Origin of the sequence: Amycolatopsis sp. NPDC051373 (genome assembly GCF_040689465.1) — a bacterium.
Lineage (GTDB): Bacteria > Actinomycetota > Actinomycetes > Mycobacteriales > Pseudonocardiaceae > Amycolatopsis.
The window spans coordinates 40564-66471 of sequence record NZ_JBFBAE010000011.1 but is presented as its reverse complement, the minus strand read 5'-3'; the positions used below and the strand labels follow the sequence as shown (position 1 = coordinate 66471).

The window sequence follows — 25908 nt, the reverse complement described above, 5'->3', positions numbered from 1 at the left end:
CGCACCCGATCGCAGCGCCCCACGCGAGATGGCTCACGAGGGGATGTCGATGCCGTAGTCCCGGATCTTGCGGTAGATCGTGGCCCTCGACATGCCCAGGGAATGGGCCGCGCGGGACTTGTTCCCGTCGGCGTCGAGGAGGCTGCGCACGATCGCGTCGCGCTCCAGCGACTCCAGCGGGTTGAGCACGCGCTTGACCACCGTCCGGCATTCCGGCGGCAGGTCCTCGGGCTCGATCACGCCGGCGCGGCGGGTGTGCACGACCTTGCGCAGCACCTGCCGCAGCTGGGCGACGTTGCCCGGCCACTCGTTGCGCAGGAGCAGCTGCAGGGCGGCCGGCGAGCAGTGCAGCAGGGGGCCCTTGCCGAGCTGCGCGAGCAGGAACGGCACGAGCACGCGCACGTCCTCGATGTGGTGGCGCAGCGGCGGCACCGTGACCGACGTCGGGAAGTGGCGCATCAGGTCGGTGTCGAGACCGTCCTGCTCACCCTCCGCCACCGTCGCGACGCCCCACACGCGGGCGTCGAGCCGCGCGTCGTCGAGCACCGCGGCCAATGCCCGCTGCTCCTGCTGCGAGAGCTTGTCCAGGTGGCGGAACACCACCGTGCCCGGGCCCTTGCGCAGCACGCGCCGCACCGGGGCCTCCCACTCCCCCGGCTTGATGCCGTCGAGCTCCACGACCTCGCAAGGCGCGCTCGCCGTGGAGCCGGAGTGCGCGGCGCGGGCGATGGCGAGCTTGCCGCTGCCGGGTTCGCCCTCGACCACGGTCCACTTCCGGTCGCGCGCGAAGCGGCCGACCGAGTGACACGCCCGCACCCACAACGCGCCCGTGCCGACGATGCCGGGCAGCACGGGCTGGCGCGTGTCGATCCGCGCGGACACGACCTCGGGCTCCTGCAGCAGCCGGGCCCGCACGACGCCGCCGGCCGGGCCGACGTCGCTCGAGACCGGCGTGTACGACAGCCGCGCACGGGCCCCGCTGGGCAGGTCCATCGACAGCGAGCGGTCCGACTGCGAGCTCAGCGCCTCGACGGCCCGGGCCAGCAGCGCGGCCTGGTCCTCGGGCACGAGCAGCTGGCGGGCGTGGTCGTTGAGCATCACGAGGTCGTTGTTGACCGCGAGCACGATCCCCTGCCCGCGCCGGCACGCCCGCAGGTACGCCGAGAACAGGCTCAGCTCGCGCAGGCCGACCTGAGTGGTCAGCTCCGTCTCGATGTCGTGCGCGGTCGCCTTGGCCAGCGCCAGCAGCAGCGGGCCGGCATCCTTCTTCCAGCACGTGAGATCCAGCAGGCCGAGGACCTGGCCCGAGATCGGGTGGCGGATGGGCACGCCGGCGCACGCGAGCGTGTCGAGGTTCTCCGCGTAGTGCTCGTGACCGAACACCGCGGTCGCCTGCCTGCCTTCGAGCGCCGTGCCGATCCCATTCGTGCCGACGAACTCCTCGGCGTAGCTGAACCCGCGCGCCAGCTGCACGCCGTCGAGGTACCGCTCGAGCGCGCGGTCCTCCGTCCGGCGGTCCAGCACCAGCGCCTGGTCGTCGGTGAGCACCACGCTCACGGCGAGGTCGCTGAGCTTGTCCTCCAGCGCGTCGAGCACCGCGCCCGCGCTCTGCAGCAGCGGCGTTTCGAGGTTCGGATCCGCCACGTACGGGGTCTTCACGTGGTCGGCGGCTACCTGGTGCGTACGGGAGCGCCACCACGAGGCGAGGATCGTCTTGCGGACGCTTTCCGCGTCGACCTCCTCCGTGGACAAGAACTGCTCCCTGGCGTTCGCCAGCCTGTCCGGCGACGAAATGGAGGCGCCTGCGTCGGTCAAAGCCTCACCTCCCGGCAGAAGGGCGTCGTGCGCCCCGGCCAGGCACACGACGTCGTGTGCCAGTCACCATAACGGCAGCACCGACCACTGCCTGTCTCATATTGAGACCACCATCACAGGGTACTCGCGGTGTCATTCCCTGCATCCGGACGGCGACGTGCGAGCTGCATCCGGTGCCCGGCGGCCAGGCGGCCGGGTACCGGATCACCACCCGCGAGCGGCGCGAACCAAGCCGAGCCAGGAACTGCCGACGACCGATCAGGTGGAGGTACACGGCGTGAGTCGACAAAGTCTGAGCAAGGCGCACAAGAAGATCACGGAACTGTCGTGGGAACCGACCTTCGCGACCCCCGCGAAGCGCTTCGGGACCGACTACAAGTTCGACAAGGCCCCCAAGAAGGACCCGCTCAAGCAGATCCTTCGGTCCTACTTCCCGATGGAGGAGGAAAAGGACAACCGCGTGTTCGGCGCCATGGACGGCGCCATCCGCGGCAACATGTTCCGCCAGGTCCAGGAACGCTGGATGGAGTGGCAGAAGCTGTTCCTGTCCATCATCCCGTTCCCGGAGATCTCGGCCGCCCGCGCGATGCCGATGGCCATCGACGCTGTGCCGAACCCCGAGGTGCACAACGGCCTCGCGGTGCAGATGATCGACGAGGTTCGCCACTCGACGATCCAGATGAACCTCAAGCGCCTCTACATGAACCACTACATCGACCCCGCCGGGTTCGACATCACGGAGAAGGCGTTCTCCAACAACTACGCCGGCACGATCGGCCGGCAGTTCGGCGAGGGCTTCATCACCGGTGACGCGATCACCGCGGCGAACATCTACCTCACGGTGGTGGCCGAGACCGCGTTCACGAACACCCTGTTCGTCGCCATGCCCTCGGAGGCGGCGGCCAACGGCGACTACCTGCTGCCCACGGTGTTCCACTCCGTGCAGTCCGACGAGTCCCGCCACATCAGCAACGGCTACTCCATCCTGCTGATGGCGCTGGCGGACGAGGACAACCGGCAGCTGCTCGAGCGCGACCTGCGGTACGCGTGGTGGAACAACCACTGCGTGGTCGACGCGGCCATCGGCACCTTCATCGAGTACGGCACGAAGGACCGCCGCAAGGACCGTGACAGCTACGCGGAGATGTGGCGTCGGTGGATCTACGACGACTACTACCGCAGCTACCTCATCCCGCTCGAGAAGTACGGCCTGAAGATCCCCCACGACCTCGTCGAAGAGGCGTGGAACCGGATCATCAACAAGCACTACGTGCACCGCGTGGCGCAGTTCTTCGCCACCGGGTGGCCGGTGAACTACTGGCGCATCGACCCGATGACCGACACCGACTTCGAGTGGTTCGAGTCGAAGTACCCGGGCTGGTACAACCAGTTCGGCAAGTGGTGGGAGGCGTACAACCGCCTGCGCTACCCGGGCAAGAACAAGCCGATCGCGTTCGAGAACGTGGGCTACGAGTACCCGCACCGCTGCTGGACCTGCATGGTCCCCGCCCTCATCCGCGAGGACATGGTGACCGAGAAGGTCGACGGCCAGTGGCGCACCTACTGCTCGGAGACCTGCGCCTGGACCGACACCACGGCGTTCCGCGGCGAGTACGAGGGCCGCGAGACCCCGAACATGGGCCGGCTCACGGGCAAGCGCGAGTGGGAGACGCTCTACGACGGCATGGACCTCGCCGACATCATCTCCGACCTCGGCTACGTCCGCGACGACGGGAAGACCCTCATCCCGCAGCCGCACCTCGACCTCGACGACCCGAAGAAGCTGTGGACTCTCAACGACGTCCGCGGGATCACCTTCGGCAGCCCGAACATCGCGCTCAACAAGATGTCGGACGCCGAGCGCGAGGCGCACATCGCCGCGTACAAGGCGAACCCGAACGTCACGGTGGCCTGAGGCCGCACCCCGAAACGGTATCCCGCCGGGGTTCCGAGGGTTTCGAACCCCGGGACCCCGGTGGGTGCCCCCATCCCCAGGAGCGGCGTCCATGGGCGACAAGCACAAGATCCGGTTCGAACCGGTCGGCATCGACATCGAGGCCGACGAGGACGAGACCATCCTCGATGCGGCCTTCCGGCAGGGCGTCATGCTCATGCACGGCTGCAAGGAGGGGCAGTGCTCGGCGTGCAAGTCCTTCTTGCTCGAGGGCGACCTGCAGATGGACCGGTACTCCACGTTCGCGTTGGCCGACTACGAAAGCGAGGAAGGGTTCGTGCTGCTCTGCCGAGGGCACGCGTACTCCGACCTCGAGATCGAGCTGACCAACTACGACGAGGACATGATCCGGTCCGGCCTGCCGGTCGTCACGGCGGGAACCACGGTGGATTCGATCACCGACCTGACCCACGACATCTCGCTCGTCCGCCTGAAGGTGGACGAGGACGCGGGCATCCGGTTCCACCCGGGGCAGTACGTGGACATCAAGATCCCGGGCACGGACGAGCACCGTTCGTTCTCCATGGCCAATGTCACGGTGGCCGACGGGATCCTCGAGTTCATCATCAAGCGCTACCCCGGTGGCAAGTTCTCCGGGCTGCTCGAAGGACCCCTCTCCGCCGGCGACCCGCTGGAGGTGACCGGGCCGTACGGCACGTTCACCCTGCGGGTCAGCTCCGATCGGCGGCTGGTCTTCGTCGGCGGCGGGGCCGGGATGTCCCCCATCCTGGCGCTGCTGCGGCAGATGGCGGAAAGCGGCAACGAGCGGGAGGTCGTGTACTACTACGGCGCCCGCACCGAGCGGGACCTCTTCCACCTCGACGAGATGGCGGAGCTCGCCCGGCAGCTGCCGAAGTTCCGGTTCGTGCCGTGCCTGTCCGACACCGCACCCGTTGGCTGGCCGGGTGACGGCGAAGGCGAAACCGGGCTCGTGACCCAGGTGCTCGAACGGCGGGAGGACAACATCGCCGAATGCGACGTGTACCTGTGCGGCCCGCCGCCGATGATCGACGCGGCCCTGCCCCTGCTGGAAAGCCTGGGTGTGCCGTCCGATCAGGTCTTCTACGACAAGTTCACGATCACGGCCGCGGCGGAGGACTGACCCCGCAGGCCGATCCCACCCGAAGCAGACCACCACACACAGAGAGGTGTGCTCATGGTCAGTACGGAAAAGCCCCAGCAGAGCTTCCCGAAGCCCGAGTTCACGGGCGCCGAAGCCGGGTTGCTGGACTTCCCGAGCTCGAAGAGCCGTAGCTACAACTACTTCAAGCCGCGCAAGATGCGCGCGACGATGTACGAGGACGTGACCTTCGACGTCCAGCCCGACCCCGATCGGCACCTCTCGCAGGGCTGGATCTACGGCTTCGCGGACGGCCCCGGCGGCTACCCGAAGGAGTGGACGGAGCTCAAGTCCGGCAACTGGCACCAGTTCCTCGACCCCAACGAGGAGTGGGAACAGACGATCTTCCGGAACAACTCCAACGTCGTCCGGCAGATCCAGCTCAACCTCGAAAACGCGAAGAAGGCCGGCGCCTACCAGAACTGGGCGCCGAGCTGGAGCAAGTTCGTGGAGCGGCACCTCGGTGCGTGGATGCACGCCGAGCACGGTCTCGGCATGCACGTGTTCTGCTCGGAGCAGCGTTCGGCCCCGACGAACATGATCAACAACGCGATCGCCGTGAACACCGCGCACAAGCTGCGCTTCGCCCAGGACCTGGCGCTGTACAACCTGGACGTGACCGAGTCGGAGATCGAGTTCGACGGTTCGGTGCACCGCTCGGTGTGGCACGAGGACCCGGCGTGGCAGGGCGTGCGCGAGAACGTGGAGCGCCTGACCGCGATCGGCGACTGGGCCGAGTCGCTCTTCGCGGCCAACGTGGTGTTCGAGTCGCTCGTGGGTGTGCTGTTCCGCAGCCACCTGGTGATGCAGGTCGCCGCCCGCAACGGCGACTACGTCACGCCGACCGTCGTCGGTGCCGGCGAGCACGACTACGAGCGGGACCGCAGCTACACGCGGGCCCTGTTCGCCATGCTCACCAGCGACGCCGAGCACTCCGCGCACAACAAGCAGGTGCTCACCTCGTGGCTCGAGAAGTGGGTGCCGGTGTCCGAGGCCGCCGCCCGCACGCTGCAGCCGATCTGGTCGCAGCCGCAGGAGAAGGTCGTGACCTTCGCCGAGTCCTGGGACGCGTCGGTCACCGGCTTGCGCAGCCTCTTGTCCGATCTCTCCATCGACGAACCGAAAGGGCTGCTTTCATGACCGCGAGCAGGCAGTTCACCGTCGACCGCACCGCGTCGAACATGTGCGGCGTCACCCTGATGAACAACCAGAACGGCTACGTCGTGGCTGAGGTCATGCGCGGCAAGCCGGGTGTCACGGTGGCGGAGTACCCGTCCATGATCCGCGTGGACGGCACTAACAAGATCGTCTTCAACTGGGACGAGATCTCCGAGGCGATCGGCTTCGACTTCGGGCAGCCGGACTTCGAGGAGATCATGTCGACGCACTACGGGCGCATGGTCCACCTCGACGACGAGACGGTGCTGTTCGCCAACCCTGAGGACGCGGCCGAGTACATCGACTTCGACCTCGAACCGGTCGAGTAGCCCGCGCACGGACACCGGTTCGCCCCGAGGGGGGCCGGGCCGGGACGGTGCTCGCCGTCCCGGCCCTGGCCCCGGGGCCCTTCCCGCGAAAGGACTCCCCATGTACCGCAAGGACGGCGAGAGCTATTTCATCGTCGACAGCCACGTGCACTTCTGGGACGGCTCGCCCGCCAACCAGGCCAACCGGTACGGCAAGGGCTTCATCGAGTGCTTCTACGACCACCACCGCACCCTCAGCCCCGCCGAGTGGCTGTGGTCGCTGGAGAAGTTCGGCAAGTACTCCGAGGAGACACTGATCGACGACCTGTTCACGACGGGCTACGTGGACAAGGCCATCTTCCAGCCGACCTACCTCACCGAGTTCTACGTCAACGGGTTCGACACGACCGAGCAGGACGGGGCCGTCGCGGAGAACAACCCCGGCAAGTTCATCGTCAACGGCGCCTTCGACCCTCGCGACGGCGAGGCCGGGCTGGACAAGCTCGAAGCGCTGGCCGAGCGATGGGACCTCAAGGGCGTGAAGCTGTACACGGCGGAGTGGAAGGGCGAGTCGAAGGGCTGGCAGCTGTCGGACCCGTGGGCCCACCGGTACCTGGAGAAGTGCGAGCAGCTGGGGATCCGCAACGTCCACGTCCACAAAGGACCGTCGATCGACCGCAGCGAGCGGGACTCGGCCGATGTCGGCGACATCGACGACGCGGCCGTCGCGTTCCCGAACCTGAACTTCGTCGTCGAGCACGTGGGCCTGCCCCGGTTCGAGGACTTCTGCTGGATCGCCACGCAGGAACCCAACGTCTACGCCTGCCTCGCCGTGGCGATGCCGTTCATCCACACGCGACCGCGCTACTTCGCGCAGGTCGTGGGCGAGCTGTTGTACTGGCTCGGGGAGAACCGCATCACCTTCGCCAGCGACTACGCCATCTGGCAGCCGAAGTGGCTTGTCGAGTCCTTCGTGGACTTCGAGTTCCCCGAGGACATGCAGGGCGACTACGGCACGCTGTCCACCGACGCGAAGAAGAAGATCCTCGGCCTCAACGCCGCGCAGCTCTACGACCTCGAAGTGCCTGCGGAGGTGACCGCCGGGATGGCCGGTGCCGGCGCGGGCGCCGGGACGAGTTCGAAGGTCCCGGCATGACCGCGGCGACAGCGGAAACGCTGACCAGCAGAGTCTGGCGTGCCCTGGCCGACGTCGTGGACCCCGAGTTCCACGAGCCGATCACGGATCTCGGGTTCGTGGCCGGCGTCCGCGTGCGATTGCACAACGACCGCGGCCACTCGGTTTCGGTGCGGCTGCGGCTGCCCGCGTACTTCTGCGCGCCCAACTTTGCGTACCTGATGGTGGCCGACGCGCACGATGCGGTGCTGAGCCTGCCGAGCGTCGACACGGTCGACATCGTGCTGGAGGGCCGGCGCGCCGGCGACGAGGTCACCGCGGCCGGCTTCGGCGGCTCGGTCCCTGAACAGGCCGGAGGTGAGCTCGCCGAGCTCCCGGCGGGCTTCCGGCGCGAAGCACACCTGGCCTGCATGGAGCGGGCCGTGCGCAAGCTGGTGGACGAGGGCTGGCAGGTCGATGCACAGCAGTCCCCCGAGCGCGAGAGCCTGCTGCGGTTCGCCAAGAGCGTGCGCGTGTCCATCGAGGACAGCACGAAGCCGCGGTACTACCGGACCGGCGACGAGGTGCGAGAGGAGGTACCGTCGTGAAAGCGGTGCAGTTGCGCGGCTACGACCGCACCCCCGAACTCGTCGAGGTGCCCGACGCCCACGTGACGGGGCCGCTCGACGTGGTGGTGCGGATCGGCGGCGCCGGCGTGTGCCGCACGGATCTGCACATCATCGAGGGCCAGTGGGCGGAGAAGTCGGGCGTCACACTGCCCTACACGCTCGGCCACGAGAACGCGGGCTGGGTCGCGGAGATCGGCGAGGGTGTCACGTCGGTGTCCGTGGGCGACCCGGTTATCCTGCACCCGCTCGCCACGTGCGGGCTGTGCAAGGCGTGCCGCGCGGGCGATGACGTCCACTGTGTACAGTCGGCGTTCCCGGGCATCGACCGTGACGGCGGCTACGCGGAATACCTGCGCACCAACGCGCGGGCTGTGGTAAAGCTGGACTCCTCGCTCGAACCGGCGGCCGTGGCGGCGCTGGCCGACGCGGGGCTCACCGCGTACCACGCCGCCCGCAAGGCGGCGGCCCACCTGCACCCGGGTGAGCGCGTGGTATCGATCGGCGCGGGCGGGCTCGGCCACATCGGCATCCAGGTGCTGAAGGCGATTTGCCCGGCAGAGCTGATCGTGGTCGACCGGTCTCCGGAGGCGCTGAGGCTCGCGGGCGAGCTCGGTGCCGACCACCTCGTGGTGGCCGACGGCTCGGAAGCCCAGGCGGTGCTCGAGCTCACCGGCGGCGAAGGCGCGGAAGCCGTCGTCGACTTCGTGGGCGAGGGCGGCGCGATCGAGGCCGGCGTGAAGATGTTGCGACGCGCCGGGAACTACTACGTGGTCGGCTACGGCGGGACGCTGGCGGTGCCGACCATCGACATCATTTCCACCGAAATCAACTTCGTCGGCAACCTCGTCGGGTCCTATTCGGATCTCGCCGAGCTCATGGTGCTGGCCGCGCAAGGAAAAGTCGCGCTGCACACCAGTACGTACGCCCTGACCGACTTCGAGAAGGCGCTCGACGATCTGGACCGCGGCCTCGTCCGCGGTCGCGCGATCCTCGTACCCTGACCGCCGGCAGGTTCAGCCGCGACCACGACCACCGTAGGAGAAGGACAGACATGGCCAAGGACTTGCGCTTCAACGTCGAAGCCCGCCAGCTGCTGGAGTCGGGCGTGAACGCGCTCGCCGACGCGGTGAAGGTGACGCTCGGCCCCAAGGGACGCAACGCCGTGATCGAGAAGCTCACCGGAGCCCCGACGATCACGAACGACGGCGTCACCATCGCCAAGGAGATCCAGCTGCGCAACCCGTTCGCCAACATGGGCGCGCAGCTGGTGAAGGAGGTGGCGATGAAGACCAACGGGGTGGCGGGCGACGGCACGACCACCGCCACCGTGCTGGCGCAGGCGATCGTGCGCGAAGGCCTGCGCGCCGTCGACGAGGGCGCCAACCCGCAGCTGCTGAAGAACGGTATCCAGAAGGCCGTGCAGCGCGTGGTCGAGGTGCTGCAGGCAGGCGCCCGCGAGGTGACGGAGGCGGGCGACCTCGCGCACGTCGCGACGCTTTCGGCGAACAACGACCCGGAGATCGGCGACATCATCGCCGAGGCGATGGGCCGCGTCGGGCTCGGCGGTGTGGTCACCGTGGAGGAGTCGCCGGCGTTCGGGCTGCAGGTGAACTTCGCGGACGGCGTGGAGTTCGACAACGGCTACATCTCGCCGTACATGGCCACCGACAAGGACCGCATGGAGACGGTGTTCGAGGACCCGTACATCCTGCTCACCAACGAGAAGATCTCGAAGGTGCAGACGCTGATGCCGGTCCTGGAGCAGGTGACCCGCACGCAGAAGCCGCTGGTGATCATCGCGGAGAACGTGGACGGGCCCGCGCTGGGCATGCTCGTGGCGAACAACGTGCACAACACGTTCCGCTCCGTCGTGGTGCGGGCGCCGGGCTTCGGCCACCGCCGCATCGCGGAGCTGTCGGACCTCGGCGTGTTCACCGGCGGCGAGGTGGTGACCGGCGACGCGGGGCAGAGCATCGACGCGGTGCGCCTCGAACAGCTGGGCCGCTGCCGGCGCATCACCATCACCGAGGGCAGCACCACGCTCGTCGGCGGGGCCGGCAACGAGACCGCGGTCTCCGCGCGGATCGAGCAGATCAAGCGGGAGCTGGAGCGCGCCGAGAACGAGCACGACCAGGACAGCCTGCAGGCCCGCATCGCCCGGCTCTCGGGCAGCGTCGCGGTGATCCACGTCGGTGCGGCCACCGAGGTCGAGCTGCGGGAGAAGCAGCACCGCGTGGAGGACTCGCTGTCGGCCACGCGCGCCGCGATCGAGGAGGGCATCGTCGCCGGCGGCGGCACCGCCCTCGTGCAGGCCCGCGCCGAAGTCGACAGCCTCGACCTCACCGGCGACGCCGCCGTGGGCCGCGACATCGTCCGGCGCGCGCTGGTCGAGCCCCTGCGCTGGATCGCCATCAACGCCGGCTACGACGGCGACGAGGTCCTCGCGGCGGTCGGCTCGTCCGCTCCAGGGCACGGCTTCAACGCGCTGACCGGTGAGTACGGCGACATGTTCGAGGCCGGCGTCATCGATCCCCTCAAGGTGACCCGCTCTGCGTTGCAGAGCGCGGCGTCCATCGCGGCTCTGCTGCTGACCACGGAGACGCTCGTGGTGGAGGAGATCATCCAGAACCCGGGCGCCATCATTGCTCCCGGTTTCGGTGACCTCGCGGAGGGCATGGTGCGGCCCTCGAACATCTACTGACCCGGCCGGGCGCCACCGCTCGACGGGGCCGAATGCGGAACCGGTTTCGGTCCCGTCGAGCGAGCGGCACGGTGGTGGCGTGAACGGTACGTCGCGTGGTCGATCGGCAAGGTGCCCGTGTTCTGGCAAATGTCCGACACAACGGCTTGTTGCCGGGAACTCTGGCACCAAGCCGCCGAACCGGCCGATCGCCCTGGCAAGGAAGCGACCCAGGTGGCGAATTGCCAAACCGAACGGCATCCCGCGACGTGATTCGCAGCTTGCCAAGGGTGTTGGCACCAAGCCACACCGACTAGCAACCCACCGCGGCGAATCGCCCGTTGCCGGAACGGCGTGACAGCCAGCCACGCCAGCGGCAAGCCACCAAGCCATGGGCAAGCCGCCATGGCAACGGCAAGACCCACGGCAACGGCCGGCCGCCATACCCATGGCAACTGGCCACCGACAACGGCAAGTCGCCCTTGCCCTGGCGAGACGCCTGGGCAAGGGCAACGCGCCGGCGGGAATGGCAAGTCGCCACGGCATTCGGCCAGTCGCCAGGGCGTGGCGACTGGCAACCGGCAATTGGCCAAGACAACGGCGAGTTGCCATGACCAACCGCGAGTTGCCGCGAAAGCCGCAGTTGCCGCGGGAATGGCAAGACGCCACGGCGACGGCGAATTGCCGTGAGTGCCGCAGATAGCCGTGGCAGCGGCAAGACGCCACGGCAAGCGCAAGACGCCACGGCAAGCGCGACTCGCCACGGCAAGGACGAGGCGCCACGGCAAGTGCGCGGCGCCGTGGCAAGCGACCGACGGAACGGCAACGTGTCACAGCCCGTGGCAAGCGGACAGCCGGACCAGTCGGTTGCCAGGGCAATCTGCCACCGCGATGGCAGGTTGCCAGCATTAATGGCAAGTGAGGCAGCCGTGGCAACGGCAGCCGGGGGCGAAGGAACGCCGCCCCGGCGAACCCGGACTCGGTTCCCGGCGCGGGACGCCCGCCGGGGGCCGCGGCCGGTCGTGAGTACGGGTGGTCGCGGCGCCCGGCTCACGCCCGGTCACGAGGCAGCGTGGCCTCGTGCGCCGTCTGTGCCCCTTTCGGAGGACAGCATGATCTTCATCGTCGTCAAGTTCACCGTCCGGCCCGAGCGGAGCGAGGACTGGCTCGGCCTGGTCGACGACTTCACCCTCGCCACCCGGCGCGAGCCCGGGAACCTGTTCTTCGAATGGTCGCGCAGCGTCGACGTGCCCCACCAGTTCGTGCTGGTCGAGGCTTTCGCCGACCCCGACGCCGGCCGCGCGCACGTGAAATCGCCGCACTTCGCGGACGCGATGGCGTGGATGCCCGGCGTCATCGCCCGCACCCCGGAGATCGTCAGCCTGGACGCCCCCGGCGCCGGCTGGAGCCCGATGGGCGAACTCCGAGTCGACTGACCGCTCCCACCACAGGCCGGACGGGGTCCGGACCGCCGCGAAGGGTCCGGACCCGTCCGGCCGCATCGCCCGAGAATTCACCCGAGAAATCGTCTCGGATATCGCCCGGGAACGCCGTCAGCGCTTTCTGCCCCGCCGGCGCCGGGTCGCGCGGGTGAGGATCCAGGCCAGTGAGATCACCATCCCACCCACCGCGAGACCCCAGGCCGTGACGTCCACGGCGGGCACCCACGAGACCTCCGAGCCGCGGATGACGAAGGCGCCCGTCGGGCGGGCGAAGAGCCCGTAGCCGACGCCTTCCTTGTCCGGCGCCTCCTGTCCGCCGCCCCCGCCGCCGGTCACCATGGCCGCCGGGATGACAACGATGCCATCTTTCTCGACCGGGTCACCGTAGACGCGTTGCGCCGTGTACAGCTCCGCTGTGGACGCGGTGATGTCCTTGAGTCCCATGTGGTCACTCTTTCGTCGAGTCGCTGCCGGTCACGATCCTCGTCGATTACAACGTCCGGGTGAAGTCCCTGGCCACCACGGCTCACGTTGTTAGCGTGGACGCCGCTGACTCGACGGACGGTGGGGACATGACAGCATCCGTGCAGGAGCGGACCAGCACACCACGAAGAACGACCGAAGGAGTGAAACCGTTGTCCCGCAAGGAAGAGCCAGGATTGGCGTTGAGCATCGCACTCACGACGGCACTGGGCTTCGCCTGGGCGGCGGAGGTGGGGTTCGGTGTCGGGGTGAGCATCGGGAACCTCGTGACCGGCAACACGCGCAAGCCGCTCCCCTACTGAAAAACAACGGATAGACCACGAAAAAGCCGCCGCCGCAACGGAAATCGTCTCCGAGTGGGGCGCGGCGAAGGAGTGGCACATGCTCATCGTCGCCGGGCACCTCGTCGTCGCCCCCGGCCGGCGGGAGGCCTACCTCGCCGGCTGCGTGCGCGTGGTCGAGCAAGCCCGCGACGCGCCCGGCTGCCTCGGCTTCTCCCTCGCCGCGGACCTGCTGGCCCCTGGGCGCATCGTCGTCTTCGAGCGCTGGGAGTCGCGGGCGGCCGTCGAGGCGTTCCGGGGCAGCGGCTCGAGCGACGAGCAGAACGCCGAGATCCTCGCCGCCGAAGTGGCCGAGTACGACGTCGCCGGCGTTCGCGAACTGACCTGACCGAAAAGGCTAAGACCAGATCGTCACGTACACGGGCGGCCGGAACCGCGAAGGCGGCACGCCGCTGCCCGGCGCGCGCATCACGTGCATCGCCGCCGGCGTCGTCAGGAAGTGGCGCAGCGAGTTGGCCGCACCCGTGCGGCGGTCGGTCGGCAGGGTGGTCACGTACCAGCACGTCGACATCGGCGTGTGACGCGTCGGCACCACAACCAGCTCGTGGCGGCGCAGCTGCGGCGCCACGAGGTGCTCCAGCGCCACCGACACCCCGCCCCCGCTGGCGGCCGCCGACCACGCGGCCGTCTGGTTCGGGAAGACCTGGATCGCGTCGTCGGGCACGCCGAGGCGGGCCAGCAGCCGGCCGGTGTCGCTGCCCGGGTCGGCGCCCGCCGGGTCGAGCAGCCACGGCCAATGCGCCGGGCTGCCCTGGTGGCGGCAGTGCGGCGAGCCGACCACCACGAGTGACGCGCGGAAGATCGGCGTGCAGTCGAGGTCGCCGCCGTCGCCGGTGACATCGGGGCCCAGCGCGACATCGGCGAGCCGGTTGGTGATGAGCACGGGCAGCTCGGCGGTGCGCGCGAGCCCGGACGACGCGTCGATGGCGTTGCCCGATCTTCGTGTGAACGCCTCCAGCAGCGGGTTGGCGACGAACTCCGCGATCTCGCTGGTCACCGCCAGCTGCAAGCGCGCCGCGACGCCGTTGGCCTGGCGCACGGCGGCGTCGGCCTCGGCGCCGAGTGCCACCATCTGCGATGCGATGGGCAGCAGCCGGCTGCCGCCCGCGGTGAGTGTCATGCCGCCCGAGCGCTTGATGAGCAGCTTGTCGCCGTGGTGCTGACGCAGCGCGGCCAGCGCCTGCGACACCGCGGGCTCGCTCACGCCGAGCGCTTTCGCGGCGTCGGTGACCGACCCCAGCCTCGCCACCAGGACGAACTCGTTGAGCTGGCCCAGTGTCATGGTCAAATACTCTCGGTAACCCCGAATCCTGGACAATACTCCTTAAGCAAAGGGTTAATCCAGAGCTCCGCAACCGCGCCCGCGGTGTTCACTCGCCCCATGGACGACGAAGCGCTGCATGTCCTGCGCGAGGTCTGGCGCGCCCGCGGCCAGGACGCCGACGAGCTGGAAGCGGCCTGCGGGCCCCAGCGTTCGTGCAAGAACATGTCGGCCGTGGGGTTCGGCGGGCTCGCCGACAACGGCGACCTGCACACGGCGTGGCACGACCAGCTCGCCCGCGAGGGGAAGCTGAAGCCCGGCACGAGCACGGTGCGTGACCTCGTGCTCGGCGCGGACGAGCAGCCGTAACGGGATGGCCGAGCCGGACACCGTCGCAGGGCTCACCGCCGCCCTGCGCGACGGCGCGTACCTCGCCGACCGCGGCCTCGCCACGGCGCTGCTGGTCGGGCTGCGGCTGCACCGGCCCGTGCTGCTCGAAGGCGAGGTCGGCGTCGGCAAGACGGAGGTCGCGAAGACGCTCGCCACGGTGCTCGGCCGCCGCCTCATCCGGCTGCAGTGCTACGAGGGCATCGACACCGCCCAGGCCCTCTACGAATGGGACTACGCCCGCCAGCTGCTGCGCATCCGCGCGCTGCAGGACCACCAGGCCGAGTCCGGCGAGGTGGTCGAGCAGCTGTTCGGGCCCGAGTTCCTCGTCGAACGGCCGCTGCTCGCCGCCGTCCGCGCGGGCGCCGGGGCCGTGCTGCTCGTGGACGAGATCGACCGCGCCGACGACGAGTTCGAAGCCTTTCTGCTCGAGCTGCTGTCCGACTTCCAGGTCACCGTGCCCGAGATCGGCACCATCGTCGCGCCCAGCCCGCCGCTGGTCGTGCTCACCTCCAACCGCACCCGCGAACTGCACGACGCGCTCAAACGCCGCTGCCTCTACCACTGGCTCGGCTACCCGGGCGCCGACCGCGAGGTGGAGATCGTGCTCGTGCGCGAGCCCGGCGTCGAGGAAACCTTGGCGCGCCAGGTCGTGGCCGCGGTGCGACGGCTGCGGGAGCTCGACCTCGCCAAGCCGCCCGGCGTCGCCGAAACCATCGACTGGGCTCGCATGCTGCGGTTCCTCGGCGAGCGCACGCTCGACGAACGCTCCGCCGGCGACACGCTCGGCGCCGTCGTGAAGGACCGCGACGACCTTGACGTGGTGCGTGAGCACCTCGCGGAGCTCGCCTCCGGTGGCTGAGCTCACCCGCGTGCTGGTGGGTTTCGCGCGGGCCCTGCGCGAAGCCGGACTGCCCGTGGGCTCCGGCGACGCGCTCGGCTGCTGCCGCGCGATGACCGTTCTCGACACGACCGACCTCGCCGACCTCTACTGGGGCGGCCGCACCACGCTGCTGAAGCGCCACGAAGACCTCCCCCGCTACGACGAGACGTTCCGCCGTTACTTCCTCGGCGCCGGCGAACCGCCCGCGGCGCTGCTCACGATCCTCGCCGAGTCGGGCGTCGACGCCACGCTGGCGCTGCCCGAACCCGAACGCACCGGCGACGAGCACGAGACCGACACGCTGCTCGGGCTCACCGCGTCCGATGTGGACAGCCTGAAACGCAAGTCCTTCGGCACCTGCACGCCCGACGAGCTCGCGGCGATCCGCCGCATCATGGCCCGGCTTCGCCTCACCCCGCCGAAACGCCGCACGCGCCGCACCCGGCCCGCGCGCAAGGGCCACGAACCGGATCTGCGCCGTACGGTCCGGGACTCGCTGCGGACGTTCGGCGAGCCCCGCGCGCTGCGGTGGCGCGAACGCCGCGTGCGGCTGCGGCCGCTGATCCTCGTCCTCGACGTCTCCGGCTCCATGGCCGACTACTCCCGCACGCTGCTGCAGTTCGCCTACTCCGCGCGCCGCGCCGCGGCGAAGGTCGAGGTGTTCTGCTTCGGCACCCGCCTCACGCGGATCACCGACCAGCTGCGCACCCGTGACGCCGACGAAGCCCTGGCGCGAGCGGCCGAAGCCGTGGTCGACTGGGAGGGCGGCACCCGCATCGGCGCCGCGCTCGACGAGTTCGTGCGCACCTTCGGCCGGCGCGGCCGGTGCCGCGGCGGTGTGGTCGTGATCTGTTCCGACGGCTTCGACCGCGGTGACCCGGACGTGCTGGCCAAGGCGGTGGAGCGGCTGTCGCGGCTGTGCCACCGGCTGGTGTGGACGAACCCGCACGGCGGCGCCCTCGACCCGGCGCCGCTCGGGATGAGGATCGCCGCGCCGTACGTGGACCTGCTGGTGGCCGGCCACGACCTGCGCAGCCTGGAGGAGCTCGCGGCAGCGCTGCCCCGAGCTCGGTGAGGAGCACCGGCGATGCGGTGGAGCGTGGGGATCGAAGCGGACGGCGAGCGCGTGTTCACTCGCGAGGAGATCGTGAGCCTGGCCGACGCGGTGGCGGCCTCGGGCGGGATCGCCAGCGGGATCGGCACCACGAGCTACGGCGCGCGCCTGCTCGTCGAGGCACCCGACCGGGAGAAGGCGATCACGCTCGCCACGGCGGAGTTCCGCCGCGCGGCGAAGGAGGCCGGGCTGCCGTCGTTGCCGGTCGGGCGCGTCGAGGCCGTCGGCGAACACGAGTGATCCGCCTCGGCTCGGCTTCGGGGTACCCGTTCGAGGGCCCCCGCCTGCTCGGCGGGTGGACGCCCCCCGCCGTCGCCGCGGTGTACGCCGTGCTCTACCGCCCCGAGCCCGAAGCCCGCCCCGATCGCTACGCCGTGGTGTACGTCAACCACGCGGACGACCTGTCCCAGGCGAGCCTCCCGTGGCGGCACCCGCGCGCGCAGTGCTGGATCGCCCGCGCGGGCTCGCGGTGGAAGGTGCACATCTGCACCTACGAGGTCCCCGGTGGGCTGCCCGCGCACCGCGAGCAGATCGTCCGCGAGCTCACCGCCGTCTACCGGCCGCGCTGCAACGAAACGCAGTTCGATCACAGCTGGGCCGAGGAGTGGATCGGCCACGAACGCTGAGGCGCCCCTCTCATCCCCCACGGATGAGGCCGGATCGCTCGGTCGGCGGCGACGATGCTCCCGGACACGACCGGAGTCCGTGATGCGTCGTGACGGAGCTGGAGGCAGGGATGACAACGACAGCCATCGAGCCGCCGCGGGCGGACGGCCTCGTGATTTTCGGGATCACCGGCGACCTGGCGAAGGTGATGACCTTCCGTTCGCTGTACCGCCTCGAGGCCCGCGGCCTGCTCACGTGCCCCGTCGTCGGGGTTGCCGCCGACGACTGGACACTCGATCAGCTCGTCGAACGGGCCCGGTCGTCGATCGAAGCGACCGGAGACCTCGACAAGGCGGTCTTCGACCGGTTCGCCGCCAAGCTGTCCTACGTCAGCGGCGACTTCACCGACCCGGCCACCTACGACCGGGTCGGAGCCGCTGTCAAGGGCGCCACGACACCGGTGTTCTACCTGGAGATCCCGCCGTTCCTGTTCGCCCGGGTGGTCAAGGGACTGTCCGACGCCGGGCTGACCACCGGCGCCCGGCTCGTCATCGAGAAGCCGTTCGGCCACGACCAGCAGTCCGCGCGTGCGCTCGCCGATCAGTTGCACCAGTACGTCGACGAGGCGCAGCTGTTCCGGGTCGACCACTACCTGGGGAAAATGGGGCTGCAAGAGATCCTCCACCTGCGTTTCGCCAACGCCGTCCTCGAGCCGCTGTGGAGCCGCAACTACCTCGAGTGCGTGGAGATCACGATGGCGGAGAGCTTCGGCGTCGAGGACCGCGGTCATTTCTACGATCCGGTCGGCGCGTTGCGCGACGTCGTCGTCAACCACTTGATGCAGGTGGTCGCGGCCGCCGCGATGGAGCCGCCGTCACGGGGCGACCCGGTGACGCTCAAGGAGTCGCAGGTCGGTCTGTTCCGCGCGGTGGTGGAGGCGAATCCGGCCCACTACGTGCGCGGGCAATACCGCGGCTACCTCGACATCGACGGCGTTCCGCGCGACTCGGCCACCGAGACGTTCGCGGCGCTGCGGCTCGACATCGAGAACTGGCGCTGGGCCGGCGTGCCGTTCTTCATCCGGACCGGCAAGCGGCTGCCGGTGACGCAGACCGAGCTGCGGCTGGTCTTCAAGCGCCCGCCCAAGCTGGGTTTCGGGCTGGTCGGACACGAAGCGCAGCCGAACCAGCTCGTCCTGAGGCTCGACCCGTCGACCGGGGTCCGGATCCAGGTCGACGCGTTCCGCGCCGACGTGGCCCGCATCGCGCCGATCGAGCTCGACATGGAGTTCGCGGACGAGGGCGGCGAGGGCCCGACACCGTACGAGGTTCTGCTGCACGCGGCGATGATCGGGAACAGCACCCGGTTCTCCCGCCAGGACGGCGTCGAGGAGACCTGGCGGGTCATGCAGCCGCTGCTCGACGCGCCGCCGCCGGTGCGGGCCTACGAACCCGGAACCTGGGGGCCGGGCGCGGCCGACGAGATCACGGCCGGGTTCGGCGGCTGGCGCACGCCCTGGACGTCCCGCTGACCAGGCTCGGCCGAGCCGCTCCGGTGGCCGGTCGCCGACGCGAAGTGCTCCCTCGTCGGCCGTCCTCCTCAGGAACGGCCGGCTGACGTCGTGGAGTCGCCTCGGCCGAGTGAGATGTGCGGAACGTCCGCGTCGTCGTCTCCCCAGACGATGCGGTGGGGTTTCGTGGACCACTCGACGATCGCGGCGTGGTCGCGCTCGAAGTAGTCCCACGCCCACGACATGAAGGCGTCGACCTTGCTGTGCACCCCGCTCAGCAGCATCGCGTGGACACCGAGCCAGGCGGCGAACGCGAGGGGCCCGTCGACCTGGTGCCGGTGCTTGCCGACCTCGGCGACGGCGGCGTTGCGGCCGATCATGGCCATGATGCCCTTGTCCTTGTAGTGGAACGGTTTCGCCGGCTGTCCGGCTCGCCGGCGCAGGATGTTGCCGGCGGCCCAATCGCCGGACTGCTGGGCCACGGAGCCCAGTTGCGGCAGCGTCCCGTGATGCCCCGCCGGGATGTTTGCGGCGTCTCCGATCGCGTACACGTCCGGGTGGCCGTCGACCGTCAGGTCGGGCAGCACGTCGACCCGCCCGCCACGACCGGTCCCGAGCCCGGCGGCGGCCTGCACCACGGGCGCCGCAGACTCGCCGCCGCCCCAGATGACGGTGCGGGTGCGGATGGCGGTGCCGTCGCCGAGCTCCACCCGGTCGGCGTGCACCGCCGCGACTCCCGTGTCGAGCCGGGGCTCGGCGCCGTGCTCGGTGAGCCGCTTGTGCGCGTACTGGTGCGACCGGTGGGAAAAGGCGCCGAGCAGTCTGCTGCCGCGGTCGATCAGGAAGATCCGCCCGGAGGTCGGGATCCGCTCCATGGCCACGAGAGCGGTCATCAGCTCGGTGAGCGCGCCGGTGATCTCGACGCCGGTCGGGCCGCCGCCCACGACGACGATGTCGAGGGCATCCTCGCCGAGCCGCTTTTCCGCCACCTCCCGCACCAGGTCCTGTACGTGAAGCCGCAGCCGCACGGCGTCCGCCACCGAGTAGAGCGGGAACGCGTGCTCGGCGGCGCCCGGGACACCGAAGTACTCGGGCTGCGCGCCGGCCGCGATCACCAGGTGCGATCCGCTGATCTTCTCGCCGTCGGACAAGGTCAAGCCGAGGCCCGCGATGTCGAGCTCCGTGACGCGCGCGGTGCGGGTCTCGACCGTCGGGTGGTCGCGGAAGATCACCCGGTGCGGGCGCGCGATGTCTTCCGCGGGCAGCTGCGAAGTGGCGACCTGGTAGAGCAGTGGCTGGAACTGGTGGTAGTCGTTGCGGTCGACGAGGGCCACCCCGATGCCCTCGTCACCGAGCCGCCGGGCACACGCGACGCCCGCCAGCCCGCCGCCCAGCACCAGGACGTTCCGGTTCCCGGTTCGCTGCCCGGTCACAGCGACAGCTCCGCCATGAAGTCGGACAGGATGATCCGGCTCGCCGCTTGGATCAGGGCGAGGTGCGAGAACGCCTGGGGGAAGTTGCCGAGGTGCCGGGCCCGGTCGACCTCGAACTCCTCCGCGTAGAGACCCAACGGCGACGAGATCCGCAGCAGGCGCTCCAGCAGGCTGCTCGCCCGGTCCATCTCGCCGACCATCGCGAGCGCGGAGACCAGCCAGAACGAGCAGATCAGGAACGTGCCTTCCTTTCCGGACAGGCCGTCGTCGGTCTCGTCGGTCTTGTAGCGCAGGACGTAGCCGTTCTCGGTCAGCTCGTCGGCGATCGCGTCGACCGTCTTGCGCATGCGTTCGTCGGTGCCCGGCAGGAAGCCGAACAGAGCCGCGAGCAGAGTCGAGGCGTCCAGCGCGTCGGTGTCGTAGTGCTGCCGGAACACGCCCCGTTCGCTCACGCCGTTCTCGAGGATGTCCGCGCGGATCTCGTCCGCGGTCGCTTGCCACTGGCTCGCGAGCTTGCCGTCGTCGCGGATGTTGGCCAGCTTGGCGGCGCGGTCGAGCGCCACCCAGCCCATCAGCTTCGACGACACGTAGTGCTGCGGCTTGCCGCGCGCCTCCCAGATGCCCTGGTCCGGCTCGCGCCACGCCGCGGTCGCGGCCGCGGCCTGCGACTGGACGAGCGGCCACAGCCGGCGCGGCAGGTGCTTGCTCCTGGCGGTGTGCAGCAGCAGCGAGTCGAGCACCGCGCCGAAGACGTCGTTCTGGCGCTGGTCGAAGGCGCCGTTGCCGACGCGGACCGGCCGGGCGCCTTCGTAGCCGCCGAGATCGTCGCGTGTGGACTCGGTCAGGTCGCGGCGTCCGTCGATGCCGTACATGATCTGCAGGCCGCCGTCGGAGTTCGGCTCGAGGTCGCCGACGAACTGCATGAAGTCGCCGGCTTCCCAGTCCAGGTTCAGGTAGTGCAGCGCCTGGAGCGTGAATGTGGTGTCGCGGATCCAGGTGTAGCGGTAGTCCCAGTTGCGCTCGCCGCCCGGTGCCTCGGGCAGTGACGTGGTCAATGCCGCGACCGTCGCGCCGGTCGGCATGTAGGTCAGGCCTTTGATGGTGAGCGCCGAGCGCTCCAGGGGCGGGCGCAGCGGGTGATCCGGGATGCGGGCCCGGGAGAGCCAGCTGCGCCAGAACCGGACCGTCGCGTCGATCCGGGCTTGCGCCTCCGCGACGTCGGCCGGCGAGGCCAGCCCCTCGGCCCACGACAGCGCGCAGAACGCCTTGTCGCCCTTGACGAGCACGTGCCGAGCCCGCGCGGTGCCACCCTCGATGCCGATGAGCATGTCGGTGCTCAGCCGGAAGGTCTGGCCGGCCCCGGTCGCGTCGGCGTGGTGATCGTCGCCGCCGATGGTCCAGTCGGCCGGCATCCGCCCGTAGTCGAACGCCGGCTCGCAGACCAGCTCTACCTCCAGCTCGCCTTCGAGGCACTCGACGGTGCGCACGAGCAGGTGGTCGGCGTCGTTGTCGGCGGGTGGCCTGGTGTGGGGCGTGACCGTGTCGCGGCCGCGCCGCGGGCCCATCGTCAGGGCGTCGTGGACCAGCAGCCAGCCGTGTGGTGTGTGCCAGGTGGTGGTCATGACGTTGGTACCCGGCACGTAGGCGCGCGAGGTCGGCACGTTGATCCCGTAGGGACCGAACCGGAAGGACCCGGCGCCGCGGTCGAGCAGGTTGCCGAAGCTGCTCGGGGCGTCGAACGCGGGCAGGCACAGCCAGTCGACGGAACCGTCCGGCGCCACCAGGGCACCGGTGTGGCAGTCGGACAGGAACGCGTAGTCGGCGATCCGCGGGAAGGGCGAGGTCGTGGCGTTCACGGGAGCTCCTTCACTTTCGTGACGCGCGAAGTCGCGGGCCTGCTTCGACGATCCGTGGACCAGGCGGCGCGGCAATCACCTTTCGCAGGTGATTGCGGTACGGCTCAGCCGGCCTCGGTGTCGACGGCGGTGTCGGCGGCGTCCTCGAGGCCTTCCTCGGGGAGCAGTCGGCACTGGTCGAGCACGTAGAGCAGCACGAAGCCGGGTAGCACGATCAGCACGGCGAGTCCCACGGCCACGAGCATCGCGGTCTGGGTTCCGGTTGGTGCGGCGGCGGCGGCGATGGTGAGGGTCTCGGGCAGCAGGTAGGGCCGTTGGGCGATGCCCCAGCTGAGGATGATGCAGGCGACCGCGACCACGGCGAGCACCCGTGCGCCGCGGGCCGCGTCGCGGACCAGCAGCACCAGGGCGCCGAACCCGCACAGGACGCTGAGCACGACCGGGGGCAGCGCCCACGAGATCAACCGGCCGAAGACGCCAGGATAATGGGAACCCGAGCGTGAAGGCCATCTGCGAACGCGCCCACGGAACGGGATTCACGCCCGCAGCCGCGTTCGCCAAGCTCGTCAACGTCTCGCCCACGATCACCCCTGCGCGCTTGCCCGTGCACCGGCCCCAGCCGCTCGGAGGGTCCGCCGGTTGTGGCGGTGCCCCCGACCCTGGCGGGTCGCGCACCCGGCGGGCATCACCCGGCGGGGATGACGTCGGCCCCGGCACCGGACCGCAAAGGACGGGAGTCAGCCGGCCGCGAAGCTCGCTCCGCCTCCTCGATGCTCAGGAACGTGCCGCGACGTTTCCGCGCCTCGCGAATCGCGGTAGCCACGTCGCGAAGCACTCCTCATGCGGCGCCTTGAACCCACCCTGATCTCGGCATTGGCCCGGCGCGCCGACGCCGAACACGATCAGTGCGACGCGAATCCCACCGCGTCGTGCAGCCGTGAGCGCCGGGTCCCCGACGCCGGGCGCGCGGGCGGGCGTTCCTCCGTCGGCGGCGTGTAGGTCGCCCCCGCCACGATCTCCTCCGCCATCCCGTACAGCAGCGGCAACGCGCCGGCCACCACCGCGCCCGTGCGGTTGATGTGCGAGACGCCCGGCACGATCGCCTCGGCGTGGGTGTTGATGCGCCGCACGGTGTCCGCGCAGTCCTCCAGGTTCGTGGCGATGCGGGCGAGCAGGCCACCGACCCAGAACAGGTACACCGCGAGGCCCGCGATGAGCAAGGCGATGTCGACGACGGTCAGCACGATCAGGGTGGTGGTCACGATTTCACCTTTCCGAGCACACGGCCGAGGAACAGGTGGCGCTGCAGGCCTTCGGCGAGCACGGCGTCGACGCGCGTGGCCGTGACGGGGATCAGGTCGGTGTGCTGCGTGTTGTCGGCGGCGCCGTGCAGCGTGTCGCGGATGCCCGCGACCCGGCGGTCGATCACCTTCACGTAGTGGATGAGCAGGCTCAGCAGAGCCACCACCAAGAGGATCACCACGAACCCGGCGGCGATGGCGATCCACCACAACGTCTCGTCCTGTGTGGACACTCGGATCAGCCTCCCAGCCGCTCACGGCCGCGCCGCAGGCCGGCGACGATGACCTCGGCGTGGTCGATGGTGGTGCGCAGCTCGGCCGGCGGCGCGGTGTTGCGTTCGGCCGCCTTGAGCTCGTCGTCGATGAGTGGCGCGGCCTGGCCGATGGAGCGCGCGAGCGCCAGGATCGGCACCACGAGCGCCACCACGACGAGCACGATGACGACCCCGATCGAAAACCCGATGATCCAGCCCGTGGTCATGACACTCCCCCTCTCACACCGACTCGCAGAAGTCGCGCACCGGCTTGAGGTTCGCGTTGACCGAGCCCAGCGCGGCGGGCACGGGCGCGGTCTCCTCCGCGATCACGCGCACGCCGCCCAGCACGCTGCCGAGCGTGTGGCGGACGTGGCGCAGGTGCAGGATCACGCGGAGCAGGCCGACGGCGGCGAACAGGATGATCAGCGCGCTGATGGCCAGGGTGGCCCAGGCGGCGGCAGGCATGGCGGAACTCCTTTCAGCCCAGCAGTTTCGCGACGCTGCCGGCGTACCGGGTCGCGCCTACGGCCACTTCGCCGATGGTGCGGTCGGTGCGCGCGAGCGCCTCCGGGACGGGTTCGAGCTGCCCCGCGAGGCGCACGCCGCCCACGAGGATGTCGTCGGCCGCGGCGCGGATCCGCTCGACGGCGGCCAGCACACGGTTGAGCAGGGCGATCACCACGGGCAGCACCGCGAACAGCAGCACGGCGTTGCCGATCCACCACAGGACCACGGTTTCCTCCTCAGGCCGGGGTGCTCGGGTAGTGCGCGAAGAACCGGCGGAACACGCGCCTGAGCGCCATGAGCGTCGCCTGCAGGCCGAGCGTGAACCCGCGGGCCGGGGCCGCCGCGGGCCGCGCCGCCGCCGTCTCCCCGCGTTCGGCGCGCGCGATGGCCTCCTGCACGTTGAGGGCGAACTGGCGCATCAGCACCGACGAGACGTCGGCGATCATGCCCCGCCCGTACTGCGCGGCGGCGCCGGACACCTTCAGGTCCTGCTCGAAGTCGACGCGGGTGCCCACGTCCGCGCGGGCCAGCGTCGCCGTCACGACCATGGCCGCCTGGCCCCGGCCGCGGGCTTCGGCGCCGCTCGCGTCGACCACGAGCCGGCGGGCGTCCTCGTCGCGCGAGGTGATGGCCGCGACGCCGTCGAACTTCAGCGACACCGGTCCCAGGCGGACGCCCACGCGGCCGCGGTAGCGCTCGTCGCCGAGGTCCTCGGTCAGCTCCGCGCCCGGCAGGCACGTCGCCACGGCCGGCACGTCGTCGAAGAACCGCCAGACCTTGTCCACGGGCTGCGCGACCTCGAACTGGTTGCGGATCAGCATCGGCTCTCCTTCTTGGCGTACGCGCCGGGGTCGCGCAGGAACGCGGCGCGGCAGCCGGCGCAGCAGAAGCTGTATTCGTGGCCCTCGAACACCACCGGATCGTCGACCTCCACGGTCATGCCGCACACCGGGTCCACGGTCTCCGCCGGGTCCGAAACAGCGGAGGCCGGCGGACCGGGCGGCACCCCGCGGGCCGCCCGGATCCGCACGAGCTCGGCCAGGATCGCCACGGCGATCTCCCGGTGTGACACGCTGCCGAGGTCCAGCCCGGCCGGCACCTGCACGCGGTCCAGCTCGTCGGCCGCCACCCCGCGGTCGGCGAGGTAACCGAGCACGCTCGCCCCGCGTCGGCGCGAGCCGACGAGCCCGACGTACGCCGGCCGTGCGGCGAGGGCTCGCTCCAGCGCCTCCTCGTCGTGGTGACCCTGCGTCGCCACGACCACAAAGGACCGCGCGGTCACGGCGTCCAGCCCGGTGTGCTCGACGAGCTGCGCGTGCCACCCGAGCGAACCCGCCAGCTCCACCAGCGTGTGCGCCATCGGCGAGCGCCCGACCACCACCAGGTGCGGCACGGGCTGCACCGGCTCGATGTAGACCTCCAGCGCGCCCTCGCTCTGGCAGGAGATCGGCACCACCGTCATGCCCTCGGGCACCGCCGCGCCGAACTGCTCCGGCGAACCGAGCAGCAGCAGCCGGGGCGTACCTTCGACGAGCGCCTGCCGGGCCTCGCGGATCACGGCCGGCTCGGCGCACGCTCCGCCGATCCACCCGCGCAGCTCGCCCTCGGCCGTGATGATCGCGCGGCAGCCCTGCTTGCCCGACGACGGGCCCTGGCGCCACACCACGGTCGCGAGCGCGAACGCCTCACCGCGGCGGGCCATTTCACCGGCGTGGGCGAGGACGTCCCAGCCATCGGATGAGTCCACGG

Annotated in this window: 30 protein-coding genes; 17 read left to right on the top strand and 13 right to left on the bottom strand. The window is 70.1% G+C overall.

Features of this window, described 5'->3' with window-relative positions; all coding sequences use genetic code 11:
* Positions 1 to 33 precede the first annotated feature (33 nt).
* Positions 34 to 1752 carry a helix-turn-helix domain-containing protein gene (locus AB0383_RS21605; protein WP_364171132.1) on the bottom strand — a complete coding sequence of 573 codons (1719 nt, stop codon included), beginning with the start codon at positions 1750 to 1752 and terminating at the stop codon, positions 34 to 36.
* A 340-nt stretch (positions 1753 to 2092) separates the two neighbouring features.
* Here AB0383_RS21605 and AB0383_RS21600 point away from each other — a divergent pair, with 340 nt between their 5' ends.
* The 9 genes from AB0383_RS21600 (at position 2093) to AB0383_RS21560 (ending at position 12214) form a co-directional block, all read left to right on the top strand.
* The gene (locus AB0383_RS21600) at positions 2093 to 3730 is read left to right on the top strand and encodes an aromatic/alkene/methane monooxygenase hydroxylase/oxygenase subunit alpha (protein WP_285966586.1); all 1638 of its coding nucleotides are present in this window, start codon (positions 2093 to 2095) and stop codon (positions 3728 to 3730) included.
* A gap of 91 nt (positions 3731 to 3821) precedes the next feature.
* Positions 3822 to 4871, top strand: a complete 1050-nt coding sequence (locus tag AB0383_RS21595) for an FAD-binding oxidoreductase (protein ID WP_366188372.1) — start codon at positions 3822 to 3824, stop codon at positions 4869 to 4871.
* Positions 4872 to 4925: 54 nt separating this feature from the next.
* Positions 4926 to 6029 carry an aromatic/alkene monooxygenase hydroxylase subunit beta gene (locus AB0383_RS21590; protein WP_364171136.1) on the top strand — a complete coding sequence of 368 codons (1104 nt, stop codon included), beginning with the start codon at positions 4926 to 4928 and terminating at the stop codon, positions 6027 to 6029.
* Complete coding sequence (gene mimD / locus AB0383_RS21585) at positions 6026 to 6376, top strand: propane 2-monooxygenase effector subunit MimD (RefSeq protein WP_364171138.1); 351 nt, start codon at positions 6026 to 6028, stop codon at positions 6374 to 6376. Before AB0383_RS21590 ends, mimD begins: the two co-directional genes overlap by 4 nt.
* 100 nt (positions 6377 to 6476) lie before the next feature.
* The gene (locus tag AB0383_RS21580) at positions 6477 to 7511 is read left to right on the top strand and encodes an amidohydrolase family protein (protein WP_364171140.1); all 1035 of its coding nucleotides are present in this window, start codon (positions 6477 to 6479) and stop codon (positions 7509 to 7511) included.
* Positions 7508 to 8077: an iron-sulfur cluster assembly protein gene (locus tag AB0383_RS21575; RefSeq protein ID WP_364171142.1), complete on the top strand. Its 570-nt coding sequence runs from the start codon at positions 7508 to 7510 to the stop codon at positions 8075 to 8077. The genes AB0383_RS21580 and AB0383_RS21575 overlap by 4 nt, the downstream gene beginning before the upstream one ends.
* Positions 8074 to 9099: an NAD(P)-dependent alcohol dehydrogenase gene (locus tag AB0383_RS21570; protein WP_364171144.1), complete on the top strand. Its 1026-nt coding sequence runs from the start codon at positions 8074 to 8076 to the stop codon at positions 9097 to 9099. The genes AB0383_RS21575 and AB0383_RS21570 overlap by 4 nt, the downstream gene beginning before the upstream one ends.
* A gap of 50 nt (positions 9100 to 9149) precedes the next feature.
* Complete coding sequence (gene groL, locus AB0383_RS21565; protein ID WP_364171146.1) at positions 9150 to 10799, top strand: chaperonin GroEL; 1650 nt, start codon at positions 9150 to 9152, stop codon at positions 10797 to 10799.
* A 1091-nt stretch (positions 10800 to 11890) separates the two neighbouring features.
* Positions 11891 to 12214: a putative quinol monooxygenase gene (locus AB0383_RS21560; protein ID WP_354875466.1), complete on the top strand. Its 324-nt coding sequence runs from the start codon at positions 11891 to 11893 to the stop codon at positions 12212 to 12214.
* Positions 12215 to 12331: 117 nt separating this feature from the next.
* On the opposite strand, the gene AB0383_RS21555 is transcribed toward AB0383_RS21560, so the two are convergent.
* Positions 12332 to 12664, bottom strand: a complete 333-nt coding sequence (locus AB0383_RS21555) for a hypothetical protein (protein ID WP_366188371.1) — start codon at positions 12662 to 12664, stop codon at positions 12332 to 12334.
* A gap of 191 nt (positions 12665 to 12855) precedes the next feature.
* Here AB0383_RS21555 and AB0383_RS21550 point away from each other — a divergent pair, with 191 nt between their 5' ends.
* Both AB0383_RS21550 and AB0383_RS21545 read left to right on the top strand, forming a co-directional pair.
* Positions 12856 to 13005, top strand: a complete 150-nt coding sequence (locus tag AB0383_RS21550) for a hypothetical protein (RefSeq protein WP_366188370.1) — start codon at positions 12856 to 12858, stop codon at positions 13003 to 13005.
* 79 nt (positions 13006 to 13084) lie between these two features.
* Positions 13085 to 13372: an antibiotic biosynthesis monooxygenase family protein gene (locus AB0383_RS21545; RefSeq protein ID WP_364171152.1), complete on the top strand. Its 288-nt coding sequence runs from the start codon at positions 13085 to 13087 to the stop codon at positions 13370 to 13372.
* A gap of 9 nt (positions 13373 to 13381) precedes the next feature.
* Here the strand turns inward: AB0383_RS21545 and AB0383_RS21540 are convergent, their stop codons facing one another.
* Positions 13382 to 14326: a LysR family transcriptional regulator gene (locus AB0383_RS21540; protein ID WP_366188369.1), complete on the bottom strand. Its 945-nt coding sequence runs from the start codon at positions 14324 to 14326 to the stop codon at positions 13382 to 13384.
* 99 nt (positions 14327 to 14425) lie between these two features.
* Between AB0383_RS21540 and AB0383_RS21535 the strand changes: the two genes are divergently transcribed.
* The 6 genes from AB0383_RS21535 (at position 14426) to zwf (ending at position 18826) form a co-directional block, all read left to right on the top strand.
* Positions 14426 to 14674 (top strand): hypothetical protein, encoded by a 249-nt coding sequence (locus AB0383_RS21535; protein WP_366188368.1) that lies wholly within the window; start codon positions 14426 to 14428, stop codon positions 14672 to 14674.
* Between the two features lie 4 nt (positions 14675 to 14678).
* Positions 14679 to 15554 carry a MoxR family ATPase gene (locus AB0383_RS21530; protein WP_366188367.1) on the top strand — a complete coding sequence of 292 codons (876 nt, stop codon included), beginning with the start codon at positions 14679 to 14681 and terminating at the stop codon, positions 15552 to 15554.
* Complete coding sequence (locus AB0383_RS21525) at positions 15547 to 16650, top strand: VWA domain-containing protein (protein WP_366188366.1); 1104 nt, start codon at positions 15547 to 15549, stop codon at positions 16648 to 16650. Before AB0383_RS21530 ends, AB0383_RS21525 begins: the two co-directional genes overlap by 8 nt.
* 12 nt (positions 16651 to 16662) lie before the next feature.
* Positions 16663 to 16929, top strand: a complete 267-nt coding sequence (locus tag AB0383_RS21520) for a hypothetical protein (RefSeq protein WP_364171161.1) — start codon at positions 16663 to 16665, stop codon at positions 16927 to 16929.
* Entirely contained in the window at positions 16926 to 17315 is a 390-nt protein-coding gene (locus AB0383_RS21515; RefSeq protein WP_364171162.1) for a hypothetical protein, read from the top strand. Before AB0383_RS21520 ends, AB0383_RS21515 begins: the two co-directional genes overlap by 4 nt.
* 110 nt (positions 17316 to 17425) lie before the next feature.
* Positions 17426 to 18826: a glucose-6-phosphate dehydrogenase gene (gene zwf / locus AB0383_RS21510; RefSeq protein ID WP_366188365.1), complete on the top strand. Its 1401-nt coding sequence runs from the start codon at positions 17426 to 17428 to the stop codon at positions 18824 to 18826.
* A gap of 68 nt (positions 18827 to 18894) precedes the next feature.
* On the opposite strand, the gene AB0383_RS21505 is transcribed toward zwf, so the two are convergent.
* The 10 genes from AB0383_RS21505 to AB0383_RS21460 all read right to left on the bottom strand — a co-directional run bounded on the left by AB0383_RS21505 (position 18895) and on the right by AB0383_RS21460 (position 25906).
* Complete coding sequence (locus tag AB0383_RS21505; protein WP_366188364.1) at positions 18895 to 20238, bottom strand: NAD(P)/FAD-dependent oxidoreductase; 1344 nt, start codon at positions 20236 to 20238, stop codon at positions 18895 to 18897.
* A complete protein-coding gene (locus tag AB0383_RS21500) occupies positions 20235 to 22094 on the bottom strand; it encodes a glycoside hydrolase family 15 protein (RefSeq protein WP_366188363.1) in 1860 nt (619 codons plus the stop codon). The genes AB0383_RS21505 and AB0383_RS21500 overlap by 4 nt, the downstream gene beginning before the upstream one ends.
* A gap of 104 nt (positions 22095 to 22198) precedes the next feature.
* On the bottom strand, positions 22199 to 22558 hold the full coding sequence (locus AB0383_RS21495; RefSeq protein ID WP_366188362.1) for a cytochrome d ubiquinol oxidase subunit II: 360 nt from the start codon (positions 22556 to 22558) through the stop codon (positions 22199 to 22201).
* A 438-nt stretch (positions 22559 to 22996) separates the two neighbouring features.
* Positions 22997 to 23356 (bottom strand): hypothetical protein, encoded by a 360-nt coding sequence (locus AB0383_RS21490; RefSeq protein WP_354875496.1) that lies wholly within the window; start codon positions 23354 to 23356, stop codon positions 22997 to 22999.
* On the bottom strand, positions 23353 to 23628 hold the full coding sequence (locus tag AB0383_RS21485) for a hypothetical protein (RefSeq protein WP_366188361.1): 276 nt from the start codon (positions 23626 to 23628) through the stop codon (positions 23353 to 23355). Before AB0383_RS21485 ends, AB0383_RS21490 begins: the two co-directional genes overlap by 4 nt.
* Before the next feature lie 5 nt (positions 23629 to 23633).
* A complete protein-coding gene (locus tag AB0383_RS21480) occupies positions 23634 to 23876 on the bottom strand; it encodes a hypothetical protein (protein ID WP_366188360.1) in 243 nt (80 codons plus the stop codon).
* Between the two features lie 13 nt (positions 23877 to 23889).
* Positions 23890 to 24117: a hypothetical protein gene (locus tag AB0383_RS21475; RefSeq protein WP_366188359.1), complete on the bottom strand. Its 228-nt coding sequence runs from the start codon at positions 24115 to 24117 to the stop codon at positions 23890 to 23892.
* A gap of 13 nt (positions 24118 to 24130) precedes the next feature.
* Positions 24131 to 24385: a hypothetical protein gene (locus AB0383_RS21470; RefSeq protein ID WP_366188358.1), complete on the bottom strand. Its 255-nt coding sequence runs from the start codon at positions 24383 to 24385 to the stop codon at positions 24131 to 24133.
* Positions 24386 to 24395: 10 nt separating this feature from the next.
* A complete protein-coding gene (locus tag AB0383_RS21465; protein WP_366188357.1) occupies positions 24396 to 24980 on the bottom strand; it encodes an SRPBCC family protein in 585 nt (194 codons plus the stop codon).
* Entirely contained in the window at positions 24974 to 25906 is a 933-nt protein-coding gene (locus AB0383_RS21460) for an XdhC family protein (RefSeq protein ID WP_366188356.1), read from the bottom strand. Before AB0383_RS21460 ends, AB0383_RS21465 begins: the two co-directional genes overlap by 7 nt.
* Positions 25907 to 25908 lie beyond the last annotated feature (2 nt).